The sequence below is a fragment of the Arthrobacter sp. efr-133-TYG-118 genome, from assembly GCF_030209755.1.
Taxonomy (GTDB): domain Bacteria; phylum Actinomycetota; class Actinomycetes; order Actinomycetales; family Micrococcaceae; genus Arthrobacter.
In genome coordinates this window covers 56,760-73,624 of the sequence record NZ_JARVRH010000022.1, presented here as the reverse complement: position 1 = coordinate 73,624, position 16,865 = coordinate 56,760, and the positions used below count along the sequence as shown (strand labels likewise).

Genomic DNA, 16,865 nt, shown 5'->3' with positions numbered 1-16,865 from the left:
ATGACCAACGCAGTTGAGATCAGGAATATCGACAAGCAATTTGTGCTCCGGCACACGCGGTCCATAAAGGAGGCCATAGTCTGGCTTGCCAAGGGCCGCAAAGGTGATCTTTCGGAGAAGTTCTACGCTCTGAGCGACGTCTCGATTGACATCGAGCAGGGCGACACGGTTGCCCTGCTCGGGTTCAACGGCTCTGGCAAGTCCACCCTGCTCAAGCACATCTCAGGGGTCATGCTGCCCGACAGCGGAACGGTCCACACCCGTGGGCGCGTGGCCGGTCTTATTGAAGTAGGAGCGGGATTCCATCCTGATTTGTCCGGAAGGGATAACGTTTTTCTCAATGGGGCTATCCTCGGTATGAGCGAAGCCCAGATCAACGAGCGTTTCGATTCGATCATCGAGTTCGCCGAGATCGGTCAGTTCATTGATACCGAGGTGAAGTTCTACTCCTCAGGAATGTATCTGAGGCTCGCCTTTTCCGTTGCGGTCCACACGGATCCGGAGGTTTTCCTCGTTGATGAAATCCTGGCGGTCGGCGACGAACCGTTCCAACGTAAATGCATTGACAAAATCAAGGAGCTAGCAGGCGAGGGCAAAACGCTCGTTGTCGTTAGCCACGACTTGGACTTGGTCTCCAGGATTTGCCAGCGGGGCATACTGCTGGAGCAAGGGAAAGTCCGATTCGACGGTCCCATTGATGCCGCCGTGGCCCGACTGCGTGGAGATGGCTAACGCCCGAACCTCTGGTGGCCTTCACCCGCACCGTCTGGACATTCAAGGACTGCGAGCTTTGGCTGTTGGCCTTGTCGTTGCCTACCACCTCAGGCCGGATCTCCTACCCGGTGGCTTCGTTGGCGTGGACGTCTTCTTTGTAATCTCCGGTTTTCTCATCATTGGCTCCTTGGTGCGGGAAGCAAGTACCTACGGCAGGATCGACCTGACGGCGTTTTATGGCCGTCGAATCCGTCGGTTGCTTCCAGCATCGACGGCGGTTCTGCTCGCCACGGTCGGGGCAACCGTTGTTCTTATTCCATCGGGCCGCTGGCAGCCGATAGCCATCGATGTAGTGATGTCCGCACTGCAGGTCCAGAACTGGAACCAAGCGTTCGGTTCCGTGAGTTATGAGTCGGCAACGGCCATGGTATCTCCGGTCCAGCATTTTTGGTCGCTTGCGGTCGAAGAACAGTTCTACATTTTTGCCCCGCTTCTTCTGACAGCGGCAGCCTTATTCGGTGTACGCACCAGACTTGGTATTAGAGGGTTCTGCATTCTTGTCCTCGTTCTCGTTACGGGCCTGTCCTTTGGCCATTCCGTACATTTCTCGGTTGTTAGTCATGACATCGCGTATTTCGCGTCTTCTACAAGGGTTTGGGAACTCGGGCTCGGTGGATTGACCGCACTGTGTTTTGTCAAGCGTCGATTCGGCCTTGTTTCAAGGGCTATTTTCGGATGGCTCGGTTTGCTGATGATCGCTCTGGCGGCGCTTTTCTATACAACGGCCCTCGCGTTCCCCGGCTACGTCGCGCTACTGCCTGTGCTGGGCGCGGTCCTCTTCTTAGTCTCTGGAGCCGGCGTCGGGTCGGAATCTCCGGTCGCCGCGGGGAGTCGGCTCCTTCCCGGCAGCCTTCTGAGCACCAGACCTGTGAGGTATCTGGGTGACATTTCATACTCTTTGTATCTGTGGCACTGGCCCATCGTGGTATTCGGAGTTCATTTTCTCGGCCGAAGACCTGGACTCATGGAGTCTGGAGTTCTGGCTCTCGTCAGTCTTGCCTTCGCGGTCATTTCTTACCGGTGGATTGAGCAAAGGTTCCGACATGGCACAACATGGAAGCCAGAAGGTGGGCGGCGGTACAGGGGCAGTGTCCAATACGGTCCTGCGATCGGGCTTGGAGCGGTCCTGGTGATGGTCACTTGCCTGGCAGCCGCCGCCCCATGGGGGGTTGTGGAGGCCAGAACGGCTAGCTTGACCGCCGAAACGTCGTCGGTGGACTATCCCGGCGCCCTCGCATTCGGCGTACCGCGGCCAGCTCCGGTGCCCGCGGATCGTCCTGTCATCCCCGATCCGGCATTGGCTACGCGGGATGTGCCACTGACTTTCAAAGATGGATGCGGTACTTTCAACCCCAGTACGACGCCGGACGAGAATTGCTTCTACGGGGATTTAAGTGCGTCACGCACGATTGTCATCGTGGGTGATTCCCACGCGAGCCAGTACGTGGACCCCATGGCGGCTATCGGATCCAGAAACGGATGGAAAATCAAAGCCATGGTGCGAAACGGTTGCCCTTTCACATCAGCCCCGCCTGCTTCTCAGACGACAGTCTTTACGAACTGCTCTGAGCAGAACAAAATTTCCCTGCGCAAAATCCTTGAGATGGCACCTTCACAGGTCGTGATTTCCGCGATGCAGCCCGAAGGCTACCGTCGCGAACTGAACTGGGGTTGGAAGAGCGACGAGCAACTGGTCGCCGGCTATAGCGAGTTGATGAGACCGCTTGTTGCCGCCGGAATCAAAGTCAGCGTCATCCTCGATACGCCCCTCCCGCCTTTCTCCGCCCCTGATTGTCTACAGCAGAAGGGCTTGGAGGTGGGTGCATGCATGATTCCTGAAGACCCGGGGAGCGTCGCCCGCGATCCGCTTCGATTGGCCGCCGAAATGACAGGCAAGGTGGAAATGGTCGACCTGCACGCGTTCTTCTGCCGCGCCGGGCAATGTCCTTCTGTGATCGGGAACGTGCTCGTCTATCGTGACAACCACATCACCAATACGTTTGCCCGTACCTTGGCGTCACCCTTGGAGAAGGCCTTGGGGCTGGACCAGTAATCTGCCCGGAGTTGGCCGAAGAATCGTGTGTTAACCGCAAGCCGTCAGTTTGAAGAGTTTAGCTTCGCCCTCGCGGGCCACAAGCTGGAAGCCAGGAGCTGAATCAGGAATCAACAGACCCTTGAACCCATGGTCCTCGCCGTGTACCTCTTTGGTACCAAAGTCGAGGGCAAATTTGACTCCAAGATGCCGGACCGCGGGGCATACCGCCGGATTGCTTGCGGCATCGCGGAGAGAGTCATTGAGCAGCAACTCATCCGGGGTGTACGTCGTCAGGGTATGTTTGGACGTCGTGTTCCGGTCGGCGAAGGCGAAGGCCATGGCACCGCCGTTCCAGGGGCTCACTGCGATCGTGGCATCTTTGGGAACTAGCTGATCGACTTCGTCGATTATTTTCAGTTCGTCGGCGCTGACGAGGGGGGCATTCGGGCTCGCCGTATAGTGGCTCCGGGCAACGGCGATCGAGCTTTGCATAGGAATCGACTGTGTCAAGAGTATGATGCCCAGCAGAATGAGCGGCAACACTGCTTTGCTTCCGAACAGCGCTTGTGGCCACGCCATACGGTCCAGGAAGGGCTTGGACTTCCAGGAGGAATTCAATGCCTGCACTTTTCGGATAAGCCAGGCTGTCCCCAGGGCAGCCAAGGGCACGGCTACCACCGGCATCAGAGCTGCCAAACGATAGCTGTCGTTGTACCAAACCCCCGTGATTGCATTGCGTAAGAATTTGTCCGTTCCGGCAGATACCACAACGAACAATACAGCCGCAATGAGGAAAGTTCCTGCAAACCAAAGCCTGGAGGGCCAACGGAGTATCCGGATAAGCCCGACAAGCATCAGGGCGCTTACCACCCACGCAGTCGGATGCTGCATGCCCGAATTGGTGACGACCTCCCCAATAGCTTGGCCCACCGTTTGCACAGTGGGCCAAAAGGCCGCCTCGGACGGTGGTCTGATGAACCTCCACATCACGGCCACTAGGGCGACGACGAGGAGGAGCCCGGTCCCAAACAGGACGCTCATCCGCGCGGGCAGGCCCTCGCGGTGCCTTCGTACGCATAAACGCACATAGCTGGTCAGGAGCAATGGTGCCGAGAACGCAATGAGGGACATCAGGCCGTTCGGATGCGCGATCGCTATGCCAAATGCTGCGATAGGGGCGAGTGTATAGCGCGATAGCCCGTGTAATCCTTGGCTATCTCCGATGCCGAAGAAGGCAGCTACGCAAGCCAGACCGGCTGGAAGCATGCTGACGGAGAGGAAATTGGGGTAGAGCACCCCGAAGTCGAGCAGCAAAAGGGGAAAGGCTGCGAAACCCGCTGACAATATACCTGCGGCGCCGACGGCATAGGGGTTGGCTCCAGCCACGACTCGGGTCAGAAGCATGTTCCCGAGGGGCCAGACCACAGCGGCCACGCTGATGTTTAGGACGTTCACACCCACAGTGACGGGTGCTCCGGTGATTTGGATAAGCAGCGACGCGAGATCATGCCATGCTGCCGGGTAGAAGTAGGGAGGGGCATCTCCGCTGGTCATGCTAGACATCGTGAGTGACGAAGCCTGTCCGGTGTCCAGGATGTAGCGCACGGCGTTCAGATGGAAAATATTGTCGAAGGTCTGGGAAAAACCTTCCGGACTACCGAAAGCGGCCCGGAGCTGGAACCCTATCGCTAGTGCGCCCGCGAGCAAGCCGATCGCCGGAATCGCATAGAGCCTTGCAGGCGGCAACGCAGCCCGCCACGTTCCACCTCCGCCACGGTTGCGATAAATCAAGTACACGACGCCGAACGTAACGGCTGAGAGGACCGCGGAAGTTAGTGCCACGTTGAGCGGTGACCAGCCAAGGCCCAAGAATGGGAGCAGGATTGCTGTGCCACCAACAAGAGCCACGCTAAATAAGGGAGCGACCGATATGAAGGCGAAGCTTCTCAGTCCAAGCGCGAACGCCAGCATGCCGCCTGGAATGAACAGAAGTCCAAGGCTGGCAAGCACGTAGGGCAGGGTCGAATACCAACTCATGAAATCTCCACTCGAATTACGGCGGAGTGAGTCCGCCAACTTGCCCCATGCAACTAGTCGTTGAGCAGGTCGAGCAGGTAAGCCCCGTATCCGCTTTTCACGAGCGGTTCCGCTCTTTCCCGGAGCTCGTCGTCGCTAAGGAAGCCCAGACGCCAAGAGATCTCCTCCGGGGCGCCGATCTTGAGGCCCTGACGGTTCTCTACAGTACGGATGAAATTGGAGGCGTCATTGAGGTCGTTGAACGTCCCGGTGTCAAGCCAGGCCGTGCCGCGGGGGAGAATCTCGACGCGAAGTTTCTCTCTCTCGAGGTATGTGCGGTTCACATCCGTTATTTCCAGCTCGCCTCGCGCTGACGGCTGCAGGTTCTTGGCAATGTCGACGACGTCGTTGTCATAGAAGTACAGGCCTGGGACAGCGTAGTGGGATTTCGGCTTTTCAGGCTTCTCCTCAAGGGATATGGCCTTCCCAGCCTCATCGAATTCCACAACGCCATAGGCTTTGGGATCCTTGACCCAGTAACCAAAGACTGCGCCGCCGTCGATGTTGGCGTGCCGGCGCAACTGCGTCCCCATTCCTTGGCCGTAGAAGATATTGTCACCCAGGACCAAAGCCACGGTGTCGTTTCCGATGTGGTCAGCGCCAAGGATGAAGGCCTGGGCAAGGCCGTCGGGGGAGGGCTGCTGGACATAGCTGAGGTTAATGCCAAACTGCGAGCCATCGCCGAGGAGACGCTGGAACTGCTCGGCGTCGTGGGGTGTGGTGATGATGAGGATGTCGCGGATCCCAGCCAGAATGAGCGTCGACAGGGGGTAATAGATCATGGGCTTGTCGTAGACAGGAACTAGTTGCTTGCTGATACCGAAGGTGATCGGGTGCAACCGGGATCCAGTTCCGCCGGCCAAGATTATTCCACGCATGGGCTCAATCCTTCCGTATAGGACCCGCCACGGCAAACTAGAGGTCGTCTGCTTGATAAGATCGACGGGTCCTGGAAGCCGAGATGAGTGGAACTAGTAGATATGTCTTCAGCAATGGCTGTCGGGACTGCGACTCGGGATCGGCAAAAAATTTCAGGACACAAGCGCCGGCTGGACATCGAAGGTCTCCGCGCCATTGCGGTGATAGCAGTTGTGCTCGACCATCTGATCCATTGGCCGCAGGGTGGCTTTGTCGGCGTGGATATCTTCTTCGTCATTTCCGGCTATTTGATTTCCGGAATACTCCTTCGGGAGGCTAAGGACACTGGTCGGATTTCCTTCAAACAGTTCTATATCCGCCGGATCAAACGCATTTTGCCAGCTGCCGTTTTGGTACTTAGTGCCACTTTGACGGCGGCCTACATTATTTTTTACGGTGGACGGGCCGCCGCCGTCGCTGGAGACACATTCTGGGCGTTGCTTTTTTCGGCTAACTGGCGATTCGCGATTCTTGGGACCGACTACATGAATTCGGGCGCTTCCGTATCGCCTATTCAGCACTACTGGTCTCTGGGCGTCGAAGAGCAGTTCTATATCGTCTGGCCGTGGATCATTCTGGCCGCTCTCTTCCTTGCGCGTCGTTGGAAGGCAAACAAGCGCGGGACCCTGACGATTTTATCCGTCGCCATAGGGCTACCCCTAGCTTTGTCTTTTGCTTTCTCGCTTTGGGAAACGCAAACCAGCCACACGGTTGCCTATTTTTCCACCTTCGCCCGCGGATGGGAGCTGGCTGCAGGCGCCCTATTGGCAGTCCTCACTGCAACCTTCCAGGGCTTCGTCCGGCAAATCCGCGTTGCCCTGCTGTGGTTGGGCCTGGCAGTCCTGCTGTCTTCGGTGCTAATCATCACGCCCGAGACACCTTTTCCCGGTCCGTTTGCTCTGTTCCCAGTGCTCGGGTCGTGCTTGGTCATCCTTGCCGGGACTGGAGCCCATGACGGCTACTATGACCGCCACGCATGGGTTCTGACCAATCCCGTCAGTCGGTACATCGGTAAGATCTCTTACTCGCTTTACCTTTGGCATTTCCCGGTCATAGTTCTGCTTGTTGCCTTTGTCCCGGTTGAATCCAAACGATATTACGTGATCGCTGTAGCAGTGATGGGCGCACTGTCGATCGCATCATTCAAGTTTGTCGAGGATCCGATTCGAAAGTCGCGCTGGGGTTCGCCCCAGCGGACTGCGTCTTTGCCTAAGCGCACCGGACCTGGTCGGCGTCGGCGCTCGATAGCCGGTGCTGCAGTTTTCGCTGCCATCGTTGTGTGCGCTCCTTTGATCGCATTTGCGACCGTCGCTCAACAATCGGCGTCCGTTGGTCCGGCGACGTCTGACTCCATGGGCCAGCAGAACTCAATTGCAGCAACTGCGTCAGGACGACAGGAGCAATTGCGAGCAGCCCTGGAGGCCAGCGTCTGGCCTACGCTTACGCCAAACCCCGCCGAGATGGGTCCCGACGGCGCTTTGGCCAAACCTGCTGAGTGGATTAAGGACGGCTGCTTGGGCGGTGCTCTGTCTCCATTGGCACATGACAAAGATGTGACCGTGAACGCGAAGCGGTGCATCTACGGGGCCGAGTCCGCGAAACGGACGCTCATAGTTTTCGGGGACTCCACGACGATGAGTTTTGTTCCGGGGATACGCAAGGCGCTGGAGGGCCAGGACTGGAAAGTTTACATCTACACGGTGGCCGCATGTTCGCCGACGTTGGTTCAGCAGGCGGCAGACGCATCGGCCGAGGAATGCGTCAAGTTCAAGTCTTGGGTTCAGGGCGAGATCAAACGACTTCGACCCGACACCGTAGTGTCGTCATTCCTGCGAAACGATGGGCACTTGGCCAGTAAGGCGACCGGCGCTGCTGCGGACGCCGAGTGGCAGCACAACATCAGTGAGATGGGGAGATTTGTGACTTCGGTTGGTTCACGCTACGTATTGTTGGAGGCTCCGGCACCGGCCAAGGCCGAACCGAGCCAATGCATCACGCGGTTCAGTACTCCAGGCGACTGCATCACGGTCAGAAAGCCCGAATTTGACAACCAAAGCGCGGTCGAGGCCCGGGCGATTTCCAGCGTCGGTGCCAATGCCGTCTTCGTTCCAACGAAGGATTGGTTTTGCGTCGATGGACGCTGTCCGGCCTTTATTGGCGGAACAGCCCTATACGCGGACATCAACCACATAAGCGCGTTGGCATCGGAAGAACTTGCCCCGCTGATAAAAGAAGTGCTCAGCCCGGTTGCGACCAGTTAGCCGCAAATATTGTGATCGATGAGGCACGCTAAAACCTCGGGGATCTCGGGCGCGGCGGTGGGTGACTACTCTCTCACTCGACTATGTGGAAGTCCTACCGCTTATGGGCTTCCCGACGCCGTCTGCCGTCGGAACTTCGCACCATCCTCTTCTAATTTCAGATGCTGGGACGAGTCGCACTCTCGATACGCCGGGGACCAGAAACGCCACGCACGCCGTCGATGACACCATGTAGCGCGTTGATCAAACGGACACGCCGGTGCGGAGCAAGCAAGGTGACGATGGCAAGGTGCCTGTAGTCCGCTAAGAACCCCTTCAAGGTCCAGAGCGAAAACCGACGGCCGTACTGGCGAGCCAGCAGGATCCGGTTCCGAAACAGGTAGTAGTAGCGCCAGTCAGCGGCGGTACGGATATTCAGCGGTTGACCGCCGAAGGACAGCTCCCGGCCAAGAAGTCTGGCCCTGGCAGGGCTTCCCAGTGTGTGGTCCAGGGCGGCCTCCGGAGCAATGACAGCGCGCAATCCGTCAGCGGTACACCGAAGGTAGAACTCGCTGTCCACACCGTCGATGAAGAGGCTGGACTGAAACATGCCTAGCCGCTCGAACACCGGGACAGGTATGAGGAGCCCCGACTGGATGGGTTCTCCGCCCAGCTGAATACCGTTCACGACCGGTCCGCGTCGAACGGGGAGCCCTCTGACGGAACCTGGTGCCACCATGCCCACGCGGACATTGGCGGCTGAGGCGGCCGTCGCCGCCGATTGCAGGGCGGCGACGTAGCCGTCGTCGAGTAGTGAGTCCTGATCCATCGTGAGGATGTAGTCCGGCTTAGCGGCCCCCGAAAGGGCGACAGAAATGCCGGCATTCAGCGCGGCAGCGATTCCGGAGTTTTCAGTGAGACGCTCGACGTTGCAACCCATACCGGCCAGTTCGTCAAGGATCCTGGTGGGGTCGTGGGGGCTACCGTCGTCCACTACGACCACGGTGTTCACCTGTTTGAGAAGTGCCGCGGCGTTGGCCAGCACGCCGTCGGACGGATTATACAGGGAAACGATAGCGGCAGTCGAGGGCAACGTCTTTTTCCGTCCTCGTCAGGCTGGCTGGACGTCGGGCTGGACGTCGATCCAGCTGGCGAGGCGGTCAATGCCTTGGGCCAGGTTGTACTGCGGCGTCCAGCCGAGCACCTCTTCCGCGGCCGTGACGTCTGCCCACGCGTGACGAACGTCGCCCTGCCTGTATTGCCCGGTGACGTGGGGAGCAGGAGCGTTGTAATGCGCGGCGATAAGCTGTGCGGCCGTGCCGATGGTCTGGTACTCGCCCGAACCGATGTCCATCGGCTCACCCTGGACCGTGGGGGAGACCGCCCCCGCGACGATGGCTGAAGCGACGTCGTCGATCAGGATGAAGTCACGGCGGACCTCACCGTCTTCGTAAAGGGGAATTGACTTGCCCCCCATGGCCATCCTGCAGAACAGGCTCATGATTCCCGTGTAGGGGTTGATAAGCGATTGGCCTGGGCCGTAGACATTCTGCAGCCGCAGGATGACCGTTTCGACGCCATAGGACTTTGCCCAGGCCTGCAGGACGTGCTCTTGGGCAAGCTTGGTGGCCCCGTATACACTGACCGGTGCGGGGAACGTTTCGGACGCCTTCATAGCCACTGGGGTAGCGCCCGGGAAGTCCCACTGCGCCTTGTCCAAGGTCTGGCTGGTGCGCTGGCCAGGGTAGAACAATTTGCCGTCGACGTCGGCCCACGCGCCCTCGCCGTAGACCGCACGGCTCGAGGACAGCACGATCCGTCGCGGGAGCTTGCCATGGCGGTTCAGGCCATCGAGAAGCTGGGAAGTGCCGACGACGTTGACGTGAGTGTGGCGGGTCGACTCTTCGAGAGACTGGCTTGTGCCTGTTTCGGCAGCAAGGTGGATCACGACGTCGGGGGTCACGTCCGCCAAGACGGTGTCCCAGGTTGCGGCATCCGCGACGTCGGCGACGAAGAGTTCGGCTTTCGGGTGCAGATCCGCAGGCCGCTCACCAGAAGCATGGATTTGAGGGTGCAAGTTGTCGACGACAACTACCCGGTCGAAGGCCTCGACCAGGGCGGGGGATACAGCGCAGCCGATGAAGCCGGCGCCGCCTGTGACGAGGACAGTACCGCCGGGGCGGGCAGGACTAGTTGTAGAAGTCACCATTGGACCTTTCGTAGCGGAAGTTTATTTTCCGAAAGTATGTCGGACGAGGGCTTTGACGGCGGCGTTATTGCGACTTGCGGCCGCCTTGGGGAGGAGGGCTGCAGCGTGTGCCCGGGACGTTAGCCTGAGCCTTGCCGATCGGGCAGCCTTCGTCCAACCGAGGTCATCGGCCTGGGCTGCGGCGACCTCGAAATACTCCCGTTCACCGGCGAAGCGGGAGCCATCCACGAGTTTCGTCGAGGATGCACTGTTCGAATGCCTGCGGTACTGGAAGCAAAGCTCAGGATCGATAAGTAGCTGGTCGCCGTTGAAGATCATGTCCATGATCAAGGCGAGATCCTGGATGATCGGGAAGCCGTCGCGGAAGTCCACCTTCCGGATCTTCTCCGTACGAAAGGCAAGGGACGGCCAGTAAAGCCAATCTCCGTGCATGAGGTTGGTGGCGATTGACTCTCCGGCCACCAGCTGTCGACCGCCGCCTCTGGGTTTGATGATCCTTTGCTTCACCAGGTCAACAAGTGTGGCCACGACCTGGCCATTTTCGTCGATGACTTCGACGCCGGGTTGGATAAGAGCGGCATCGGGGAAGCTGGCATGGGCAGAGAGGATGACATCCACGTAATTCGGCAGCAGGACATCGTCGCAGCCGAGAATTACCATCACTTCCTGGGTGGCAAGCGAGACGCAAGTCCGGTAGTTCTCGGTAATGCCAGCGTTCTGGTCCTTGCGAATGTACTTAACCCGAGGATCATCGATACCTGCCATGAACTCGCTGATTTCGGTTCCCGGGTAGGCGTCGTCGACTACTGTCAGCAGCCAATCCTCGTTGTCCTGGCGGAGAACGCTGTAGACGGTCTCCTTCATATAGCCAGGATCGCCCCAGTAGGGGATAAAGATGTCTAGTGGCATTTAAGCGTCCGAACTTTCCGTAGGGTTTCGCAACTGGTCTATGGCTTGGGACTTAGCCTCGGCCTCGGCCTCAGCCGTGCGGGTGCTGGCATGGCGGGAAGACTTGCCTTGAGCGAGCGATTCCAGCTGGGTCCGCAGGATCGCTACCTCCTCGGCCAAAGCCCGTGTCTCGTCTTCCACGACGGAGATTTCCCAGGACAGGTGCAGGCACACGCCAAGGAGCAACAGGATGCTCATAGCAAAAAGAAGGTTTGAAGGCAGCTGGACGCCAACAAGCTCAGCAACGATATTCAGCAGCCTTGGGAATGCCGCGAGGATAAGCGTGGCACCCCCGACAAGGAGCCATAGCGCGGCGTACTTTTCGCGGAGTTTCTTCCGCCGAAGCATTTCGACGACGAGCGCGACTATAACGAGCGCTACCAGGAAAGCGGCGAGATTTGTCACGCTAGACTCCTGAAATTTCGTGTAGGCCTGGCGCTACCACGGCCACTCTCGATGGTTTCCGGGTGAGTGCCAAGAGGAGCGCGAAAACGGATCTTCCCAGATAGACCGCTGCCTTGACTGGATTGTGACTAGGCGTTCCGCCTTGCCGGATCCTCATCTCCACCGGCACTTGGGTTACGGTGCAGCCAGATCGAATTGCAACCACCAAGGAATCGATCGTGTCTCCGAGATACTCCGCCGGGTAGTGGTCCAAATACTGGGTGATCGCGCGGTCATTGGCCGCGCGGAATCCGCTCGTAACATCGGTCAGGCGAGTTTTGGCGAGCGATGAGATGACCTTCGCAAGGAACTGCATGGCCCATTTGCGCGGGCCGCCCACTTTGTAGTTCCCTCGATCGGCGAAGCGGGCGCCGATGCAAATGTCTGCATGCTCCAATCCGGCCAACACTTCATCTATGCTGCGCGGGTCATGCTGGCCGTCCGAGTCGACTTGGATCACCCGCTGGTAGCCGAGGCGGCGAGCGTATTTGAACCCGGCTCGCATCGCGCCTCCAACTCCAAGGTTGAAAGGAAGGTTCAACACGGTGGCGCCAGCCTGCTGGGCAATCGTGGCAGTGTCGTCGGTGGACCCGTCGTTGACAACCAGTACGTCATAGTGGTCACTCGCCGCGAGGACTTCCAGGACGGTATCACCAACGGCTTCAGCCTCGTTCCAGGCAGGCATGATCACCAAGACGCGCGGTGTGGGGGAGGGTTCCATGTTGTCCAAACTATATCAATCTGCCGTCTGAACGACATCTGGACCGTTGGTTCAGGACCAAGCAGTGCCAGGGACAGTCGCCTAGGATGGTGCTGCGGTTGGTAGACAACCATTGCCGGTCAAAACACCTATTTCACACGATTGAACTGTGGGGACATGAACTACGCAGAAGAACATTCCGCGCCGCGCACCCGAGTCAGCGTTTGCATGGCTACGTTCATGGGGGCGAAATTTATCCACGAGCAGCTAGAGTCCATCCTTTCCCAGCTCTCCGACGATGACGAGGTCGTCATTGTCGACGATGCTTCAAGGGATGATACGGTCGCGAAGATCTTGGCTGTTGCCGATCCGCGCATCAGGTTGATTCGTGCGGAAACCAACCAAGGGTACGTCAAGTCCTTCGGGCAGGCAGTCCTCGCCAGTCGAGGCAGGTTCATTTTTCTGGCCGACCAGGATGACGTGTGGACTGAAGGCCGCGTTGATTCCATGCTGTCGGCCTTGACGACGGCCGCAGTCGTCGCCAGTAATTTCGACGTCCTGGGTGGGGGTCCGAGGCCCAGCATTCCCAAGCTGGACTCAGCGGACAGCCGACGACACTTGGGCAACCTCTTCGGAATCCTCATAGGCTATCGCGCCTACTATGGCTGTGGCATGGCATTCCGTCGGGACATCCTCGACCTGTTCAGCCCAATCCCTGATTACCTTCGCGAATCGCACGACTTATGGCTGGCGATAGTCGGTAATGTATCGGGATCGATCACACACCTGGATCGCAGCACCCTTCTTCGGCGACTTCATGAGGACAACGCAACGCCTCGAGGTTGGAGGTCCCTGCGTGTCATTCTCGCGGCAAGGTTGGTCTTGATTCGCCTGATGCTAGAGGCACGACGGCGGTCCCTCGCATCGCAACGTTGAGGGCCACCTGTAGTCAGCGCCCTGCCGGGCACCGGGCCCGGGATATTCAGCCGGTAAGCTGACTGCATGCAGAAAATCCTTGTCACCGGCGGTGCCGGCTTCATCGGTTCCAACTTCGTCCACTATCTTGTGGCCAACACTGACGCGCGAGTAACCGTGTTGGACAAACTCACTTACGCGGGCAACCCGGAATCCATCAGCGGCCTGCCGGAAGACCGCGTCACTCTGGTGAAGGGCGATATCGCCGACGCGGCCCTGGTGGACGGACTCGTGGCGTCGACCGACGTGGTGGTCCATTACGCCGCAGAGTCGCACAATGACAACTCCCTGCATGACCCGCGTCCCTTCCTGGACACCAACATCATCGGCACGTACACGCTGATCGAGGCCGCCCGGAAGCACGGCAAGCGCTTCCACCACATCTCCACCGACGAGGTCTACGGCGACCTCGAGCTGGATGATCCGGAACGGTTCACCGAGAACACGCCCTACAACCCCTCCAGCCCCTACTCCTCGACGAAGGCCGGTTCAGACCTGCTGGTCCGGGCATGGGTGCGCTCCTTCGGGTTGCAGGCCACCATCAGCAACTGCTCGAACAACTACGGCCCGTATCAACACGTCGAAAAGTTCATCCCGCGCCAGATCACCAACGTGATCGACGGGATCCGCCCGAAGCTCTATGGCAAGGGCGAGAACGTCCGCGACTGGATCCACGCGAACGATCATTCCTCCGCCGTTCTGGCGATCATCGAGAAGGGCCGGATCGGGGAAACTTACCTCATCGGCGCGGACGGCGAGAAGAACAACAAGGATGTCGTGGAGCTGATCCTGGCGCACATGGGCCAGGAAAACGACGCCTACGACCACGTGGTGGACCGCCCAGGCCATGACCTCCGTTACGCGATCGATTCCACGAAGCTGCGCACCGAGCTGGACTGGAAACCCGAGTTCTCCAACTTCGAGGCCGGCATTGAAGACACCATCAAGTGGTACCGCGACAACGAAGCATGGTGGCGTCCCCAGAAGGCCGAAACCGAGGCCAAGTACAAGGAACAGGGCCAATAGACGATGTCGATTGAGTTTTCCAAGCAGCTGAGTGCCCGCGAAACGCCGATTCCCGGCGTCGTTCTGTACGAACTTCCCGTCCACGGCGACAACCGAGGTTGGTTCAAGGAGAACTGGCAGCGCGGGAAGATGGTGGCCCTGGGGCTTCCGGACTTCAAACCGGTGCAGAACAACATCTCGTTCAACGAAAAAGCCGGTACCACCCGCGGCATCCACGCCGAACCCTGGGACAAATTCATCTCTGTGGCCACCGGCAAGATCTTCGGCGCCTGGGTGGACTTGCGCGAAGGGCCGTCGTTCGGTGCGGTATTCACCGCCGAGTTGGATCCGAGCCAGGCAATTTTCATCCCCCGGGGTGTGGGCAACGCTTTCCAGACCCTGGAGGACAACACTGCTTACACCTACTTGGTCAACGATCACTGGAGCGCCGACGCGCAGGGCCAGTACACCTTCCTGAACCTGGCCGACGAGACAGCGGCCATCGACTGGCCGATCCCGCTGGAGCGGGCCGAGCTCTCGGACAAAGACAAAGCCCATCCGCGCTTGGCGGAGGTCCGGCCGATGGGCCCTAAGAAGACGCTGGTTCTAGGTGCCAACGGGCAGCTCGGCAAAGCCCTTCGGGAACTGTACGACGGCGATGCCTCGGTCGAGTTCGTCGGCCGCGCCGAGTTCGACCTCAGTTCCCCGGATGCGGTTGCGCAAAAGAACTGGAAGAACTACTCCGCCGTCATCAACGCTGCCGCTTACACCGCCGTCGACGCCGCCGAAACCCCGGGAGGCCGCCAGGCCGCCTGGGAGACCAACGTTGCTGCCGTCGCACGTCTGGCCCGGGCAGCCGTCGAGCACGACCTGACGCTGGTGCATGTCTCCTCGGACTATGTGTTCGACGGCGCTGCCGAAACCCATGGGGAAGACGAGCCAGTCTCGCCGCTAGGCGTGTACGGGCAGACGAAGGCCGCCGGCGACGCGGTGGTCAGCGTCGTTCCCAAGCACTACATCGTTCGCACCAGCTGGGTCATTGGCGAGGGCAACAATTTCGTCCGCACCATGGCTTCCCTCGCCGCACGCGGGATTGAACCTTCCGTCGTAAACGATCAGATCGGCCGCTTGACCTTCACGGAGGATATCGCCGCGGGAATCAAACACTTGCTGGACTCCAAAGCCAGCTACGGTACGTACAACCTCAGCAACGCCGGAGAGCCGCAGTCCTGGGCGGACATCGCCGCCGACGTCTACGAGCTCAGCGGTGCGGCACGGGACTCCGTCACGGGCGTCACCACCGAAGAGTACTTCCGTGGCAAAGCCGCAGCTCCACGCCCGCTCAAGAGCGTCCTGGACTTGAGCAAGATCCGGGAAGCGGGATTCGACCCGCGGTCCGCACGTGAAGCTCTAGACGCCTACCTCGCCACCAGTCCCGCGATCGGCTAGCGGCTGACCGAGATGGCTTATGACTCTTCCTCATTCGGTGTGGTGGCCCTCGCCGCATACCGTCCTGACTGGGACCTTTTCCGGACCCAGCTCCGGTCTATCCAGGATCAAAGCCACACCGAATTTGTCTGCCTGATCTCCGCCGATGGCGGGGACCAGGAGATCGCGGAATTTGTCAAAGCGGAGCTCAACGACGATAGCCGGTTTCGGGTTCTCGGATTCCCGGAAAGGCTGGGGTTTTACGGGAACTTCGAGAGGGTTCTCCAAGCCGTTCCTTTTGAAGCACAATGGGTGGCATTGGCGGACCAGGATGATCGGTGGTACCCCTCCAAGCTCGAGACGCTTATTCCGCAGCTGAATGATGTAGCGCTAGTTTCGGGGCAGGCCAGGGTGGTTCGAAATCCCGGGCATGAGGTTGTGGCTGATTCCACGGCTCGAAAGAACGTTCCCTTTGGCGCGTTGGTTGCCCAAAACCAAGTGACTGGAAGCCTTTGCGTCTTCCGCAGGGAACTTCTCGAACTGGCACTTCCCTTTCCGCGGCTGGAAACCATCACACAGGTCCACGACCATTGGCTCGCAGTGTGCGCCGCCGCCACCGGTGGTGCCGTGGTGGTAGAGGATGTACTGCAGGACTACGTCCAACACGGCGGCAATGTCCTTGGCGAGGTGGAAGACCGCCGAGGCATCTTGTCATCATGGCGGCACCTTGCGTCGATGTCGGAGAAATACCATGGCAGCAAGGGACTGCTGGCAATGCTGCGGACGTCGAACGACCTGAGCTTTGGGTGGCGCCGGACCATGGTGGACTGCCTGAGTACCCGGGTTGCCGTCAGTTCCACGGAATTGGAGACCGGGCTTTCTGCCTTTTCCAGCGGCCACTCGTGGGGGCCGACGCTGAGGGTGTTGTGGTCAGGCTTGCGTAGCGGCAATGTGGCTCTGGCGTGTTTTGTTGAGTTCGTGGCGGGCACACCGGTTGAGGTCTTTGCTAGAAGGACCGTCAAGCACTAACCCTGCGCACGCTTCGCCTCGAAGTGATATGCACTGACTAGCCGGGCCGGCGACAACCCACCCGTCAAGAGGCGGTGGGGTACT

General features: G+C 59.3%; 14 protein-coding genes and 1 pseudogene. 8 read left to right on the top strand and 7 right to left on the bottom strand.

The features are described from left to right. Nucleotides 1-732, top strand: a complete 732-nt coding sequence (locus QRN59_RS17330) for an ABC transporter ATP-binding protein (RefSeq protein WP_284983721.1) — start codon at nt 1-3, stop codon at nt 730-732. Next, the gene (locus tag QRN59_RS17325; RefSeq protein ID WP_350225241.1) at nt 698-2,827 is read left to right on the top strand and encodes an acyltransferase family protein; all 2,130 of its coding nucleotides are present in this window, start codon (nt 698-700) and stop codon (nt 2,825-2,827) included. The genes QRN59_RS17330 and QRN59_RS17325 overlap by 35 nt, the downstream gene beginning before the upstream one ends. Nucleotides 2,828-2,857: 30 nt before the next feature. Here QRN59_RS17325 and QRN59_RS17320 read toward each other — a convergent pair whose 3' ends face one another. Then, nucleotides 2,858-4,885, bottom strand: a complete 2,028-nt coding sequence (locus QRN59_RS17320; protein WP_284983719.1) for a DUF6541 family protein — start codon at nt 4,883-4,885, stop codon at nt 2,858-2,860. A 14-nt stretch (nt 4,886-4,899) separates the two neighbouring features. Further along, entirely contained in the window at nt 4,900-5,763 is an 864-nt protein-coding gene (gene rfbA, locus QRN59_RS17315; protein ID WP_284983718.1) for a glucose-1-phosphate thymidylyltransferase RfbA, read from the bottom strand. Nucleotides 5,764-5,877: 114 nt separating this feature from the next. Here rfbA and QRN59_RS17310 point away from each other — a divergent pair, with 114 nt between their 5' ends. Then, nucleotides 5,878-8,064 carry an acyltransferase family protein gene (locus QRN59_RS17310; RefSeq protein ID WP_284983717.1) on the top strand — a complete coding sequence of 729 codons (2,187 nt, stop codon included), beginning with the start codon at nt 5,878-5,880 and terminating at the stop codon, nt 8,062-8,064. 157 nt (nt 8,065-8,221) lie between these two features. Here the strand turns inward: QRN59_RS17310 and QRN59_RS17305 are convergent, their stop codons facing one another. Genes QRN59_RS17305 through QRN59_RS17285 form a run of 5 tightly spaced genes read right to left on the bottom strand, consistent with a single transcriptional unit; the run spans nt 8,222 to nt 12,365 of the window. Continuing rightward, on the bottom strand, nt 8,222-9,136 hold the full coding sequence (locus QRN59_RS17305; RefSeq protein WP_284983716.1) for a glycosyltransferase: 915 nt from the start codon (nt 9,134-9,136) through the stop codon (nt 8,222-8,224). Nucleotides 9,137-9,154: 18 nt separating this feature from the next. Beyond that, nucleotides 9,155-10,252 (bottom strand): NAD-dependent epimerase/dehydratase family protein, encoded by a 1,098-nt coding sequence (locus tag QRN59_RS17300; RefSeq protein ID WP_284983715.1) that lies wholly within the window; start codon nt 10,250-10,252, stop codon nt 9,155-9,157. Nucleotides 10,253-10,273: 21 nt separating this feature from the next. Continuing rightward, nucleotides 10,274-11,161 carry a glycosyltransferase gene (locus QRN59_RS17295; RefSeq protein WP_284983714.1) on the bottom strand — a complete coding sequence of 296 codons (888 nt, stop codon included), beginning with the start codon at nt 11,159-11,161 and terminating at the stop codon, nt 10,274-10,276. Further along, nucleotides 11,162-11,605 carry a DUF2304 domain-containing protein gene (locus tag QRN59_RS17290; protein ID WP_284983713.1) on the bottom strand — a complete coding sequence of 148 codons (444 nt, stop codon included), beginning with the start codon at nt 11,603-11,605 and terminating at the stop codon, nt 11,162-11,164. Between the two features lies 1 nt (nt 11,606). Next, a complete protein-coding gene (locus QRN59_RS17285) occupies nt 11,607-12,365 on the bottom strand; it encodes a glycosyltransferase family 2 protein (protein ID WP_284983712.1) in 759 nt (252 codons plus the stop codon). A gap of 156 nt (nt 12,366-12,521) precedes the next feature. On the opposite strand from QRN59_RS17285, the gene QRN59_RS17280 reads away from it, so the two are divergent. The 5 genes and pseudogenes from QRN59_RS17280 (at nt 12,522) to QRN59_RS24670 (ending at nt 16,781) form a co-directional block, all read left to right on the top strand. Further along, complete coding sequence (locus QRN59_RS17280) at nt 12,522-13,280, top strand: glycosyltransferase (RefSeq protein WP_284983711.1); 759 nt, start codon at nt 12,522-12,524, stop codon at nt 13,278-13,280. Between the two features lie 66 nt (nt 13,281-13,346). Beyond that, nucleotides 13,347-14,345: a dTDP-glucose 4,6-dehydratase gene (gene rfbB, locus QRN59_RS17275; RefSeq protein ID WP_284983710.1), complete on the top strand. Its 999-nt coding sequence runs from the start codon at nt 13,347-13,349 to the stop codon at nt 14,343-14,345. Between the two features lie 3 nt (nt 14,346-14,348). Beyond that, complete coding sequence (locus QRN59_RS17270; protein ID WP_284983709.1) at nt 14,349-15,773, top strand: sugar nucleotide-binding protein; 1,425 nt, start codon at nt 14,349-14,351, stop codon at nt 15,771-15,773. Between the two features lie 12 nt (nt 15,774-15,785). Further along, nucleotides 15,786-16,118: pseudogene (locus tag QRN59_RS24675) on the top strand (glycosyltransferase); the annotation flags it as partial. Between the two features lie 132 nt (nt 16,119-16,250). Next, complete coding sequence (locus QRN59_RS24670; protein ID WP_502871077.1) at nt 16,251-16,781, top strand: hypothetical protein; 531 nt, start codon at nt 16,251-16,253, stop codon at nt 16,779-16,781. The last annotated feature ends 84 nt before the right edge of the window (nt 16,782-16,865 follow it).

Bases quoted from the DNA above. Each gene is read 5' to 3' on its own strand.
- QRN59_RS17330 (WP_284983721.1), top strand. From the start codon at position 1: ATGACCAACGCAGTTGAGATCAGGAATATCGACAAGCAATTTGTGCTC.
- QRN59_RS17325 (WP_350225241.1), top strand. From the start codon at position 698: ATGCCGCCGTGGCCCGACTGCGTGGAGATGGCTAACGCCCGAACCTCT.
- rfbA (WP_284983718.1), bottom strand. From the start codon at position 5,763: ATGCGTGGAATAATCTTGGCCGGCGGAACTGGATCCCGGTTGCACCCG.
- QRN59_RS17310 (WP_284983717.1), top strand. From the start codon at position 5,878: ATGGCTGTCGGGACTGCGACTCGGGATCGGCAAAAAATTTCAGGACAC.
- QRN59_RS17300 (WP_284983715.1), bottom strand. From the start codon at position 10,252: ATGGTGACTTCTACAACTAGTCCTGCCCGCCCCGGCGGTACTGTCCTC.
- QRN59_RS17295 (WP_284983714.1), bottom strand. From the start codon at position 11,161: ATGCCACTAGACATCTTTATCCCCTACTGGGGCGATCCTGGCTATATG.
- QRN59_RS17285 (WP_284983712.1), bottom strand. From the start codon at position 12,365: ATGGAACCCTCCCCCACACCGCGCGTCTTGGTGATCATGCCTGCCTGG.
- QRN59_RS17280 (WP_284983711.1), top strand. From the start codon at position 12,522: ATGAACTACGCAGAAGAACATTCCGCGCCGCGCACCCGAGTCAGCGTT.
- rfbB (WP_284983710.1), top strand. From the start codon at position 13,347: ATGCAGAAAATCCTTGTCACCGGCGGTGCCGGCTTCATCGGTTCCAAC.
- QRN59_RS17270 (WP_284983709.1), top strand. From the start codon at position 14,349: ATGTCGATTGAGTTTTCCAAGCAGCTGAGTGCCCGCGAAACGCCGATT.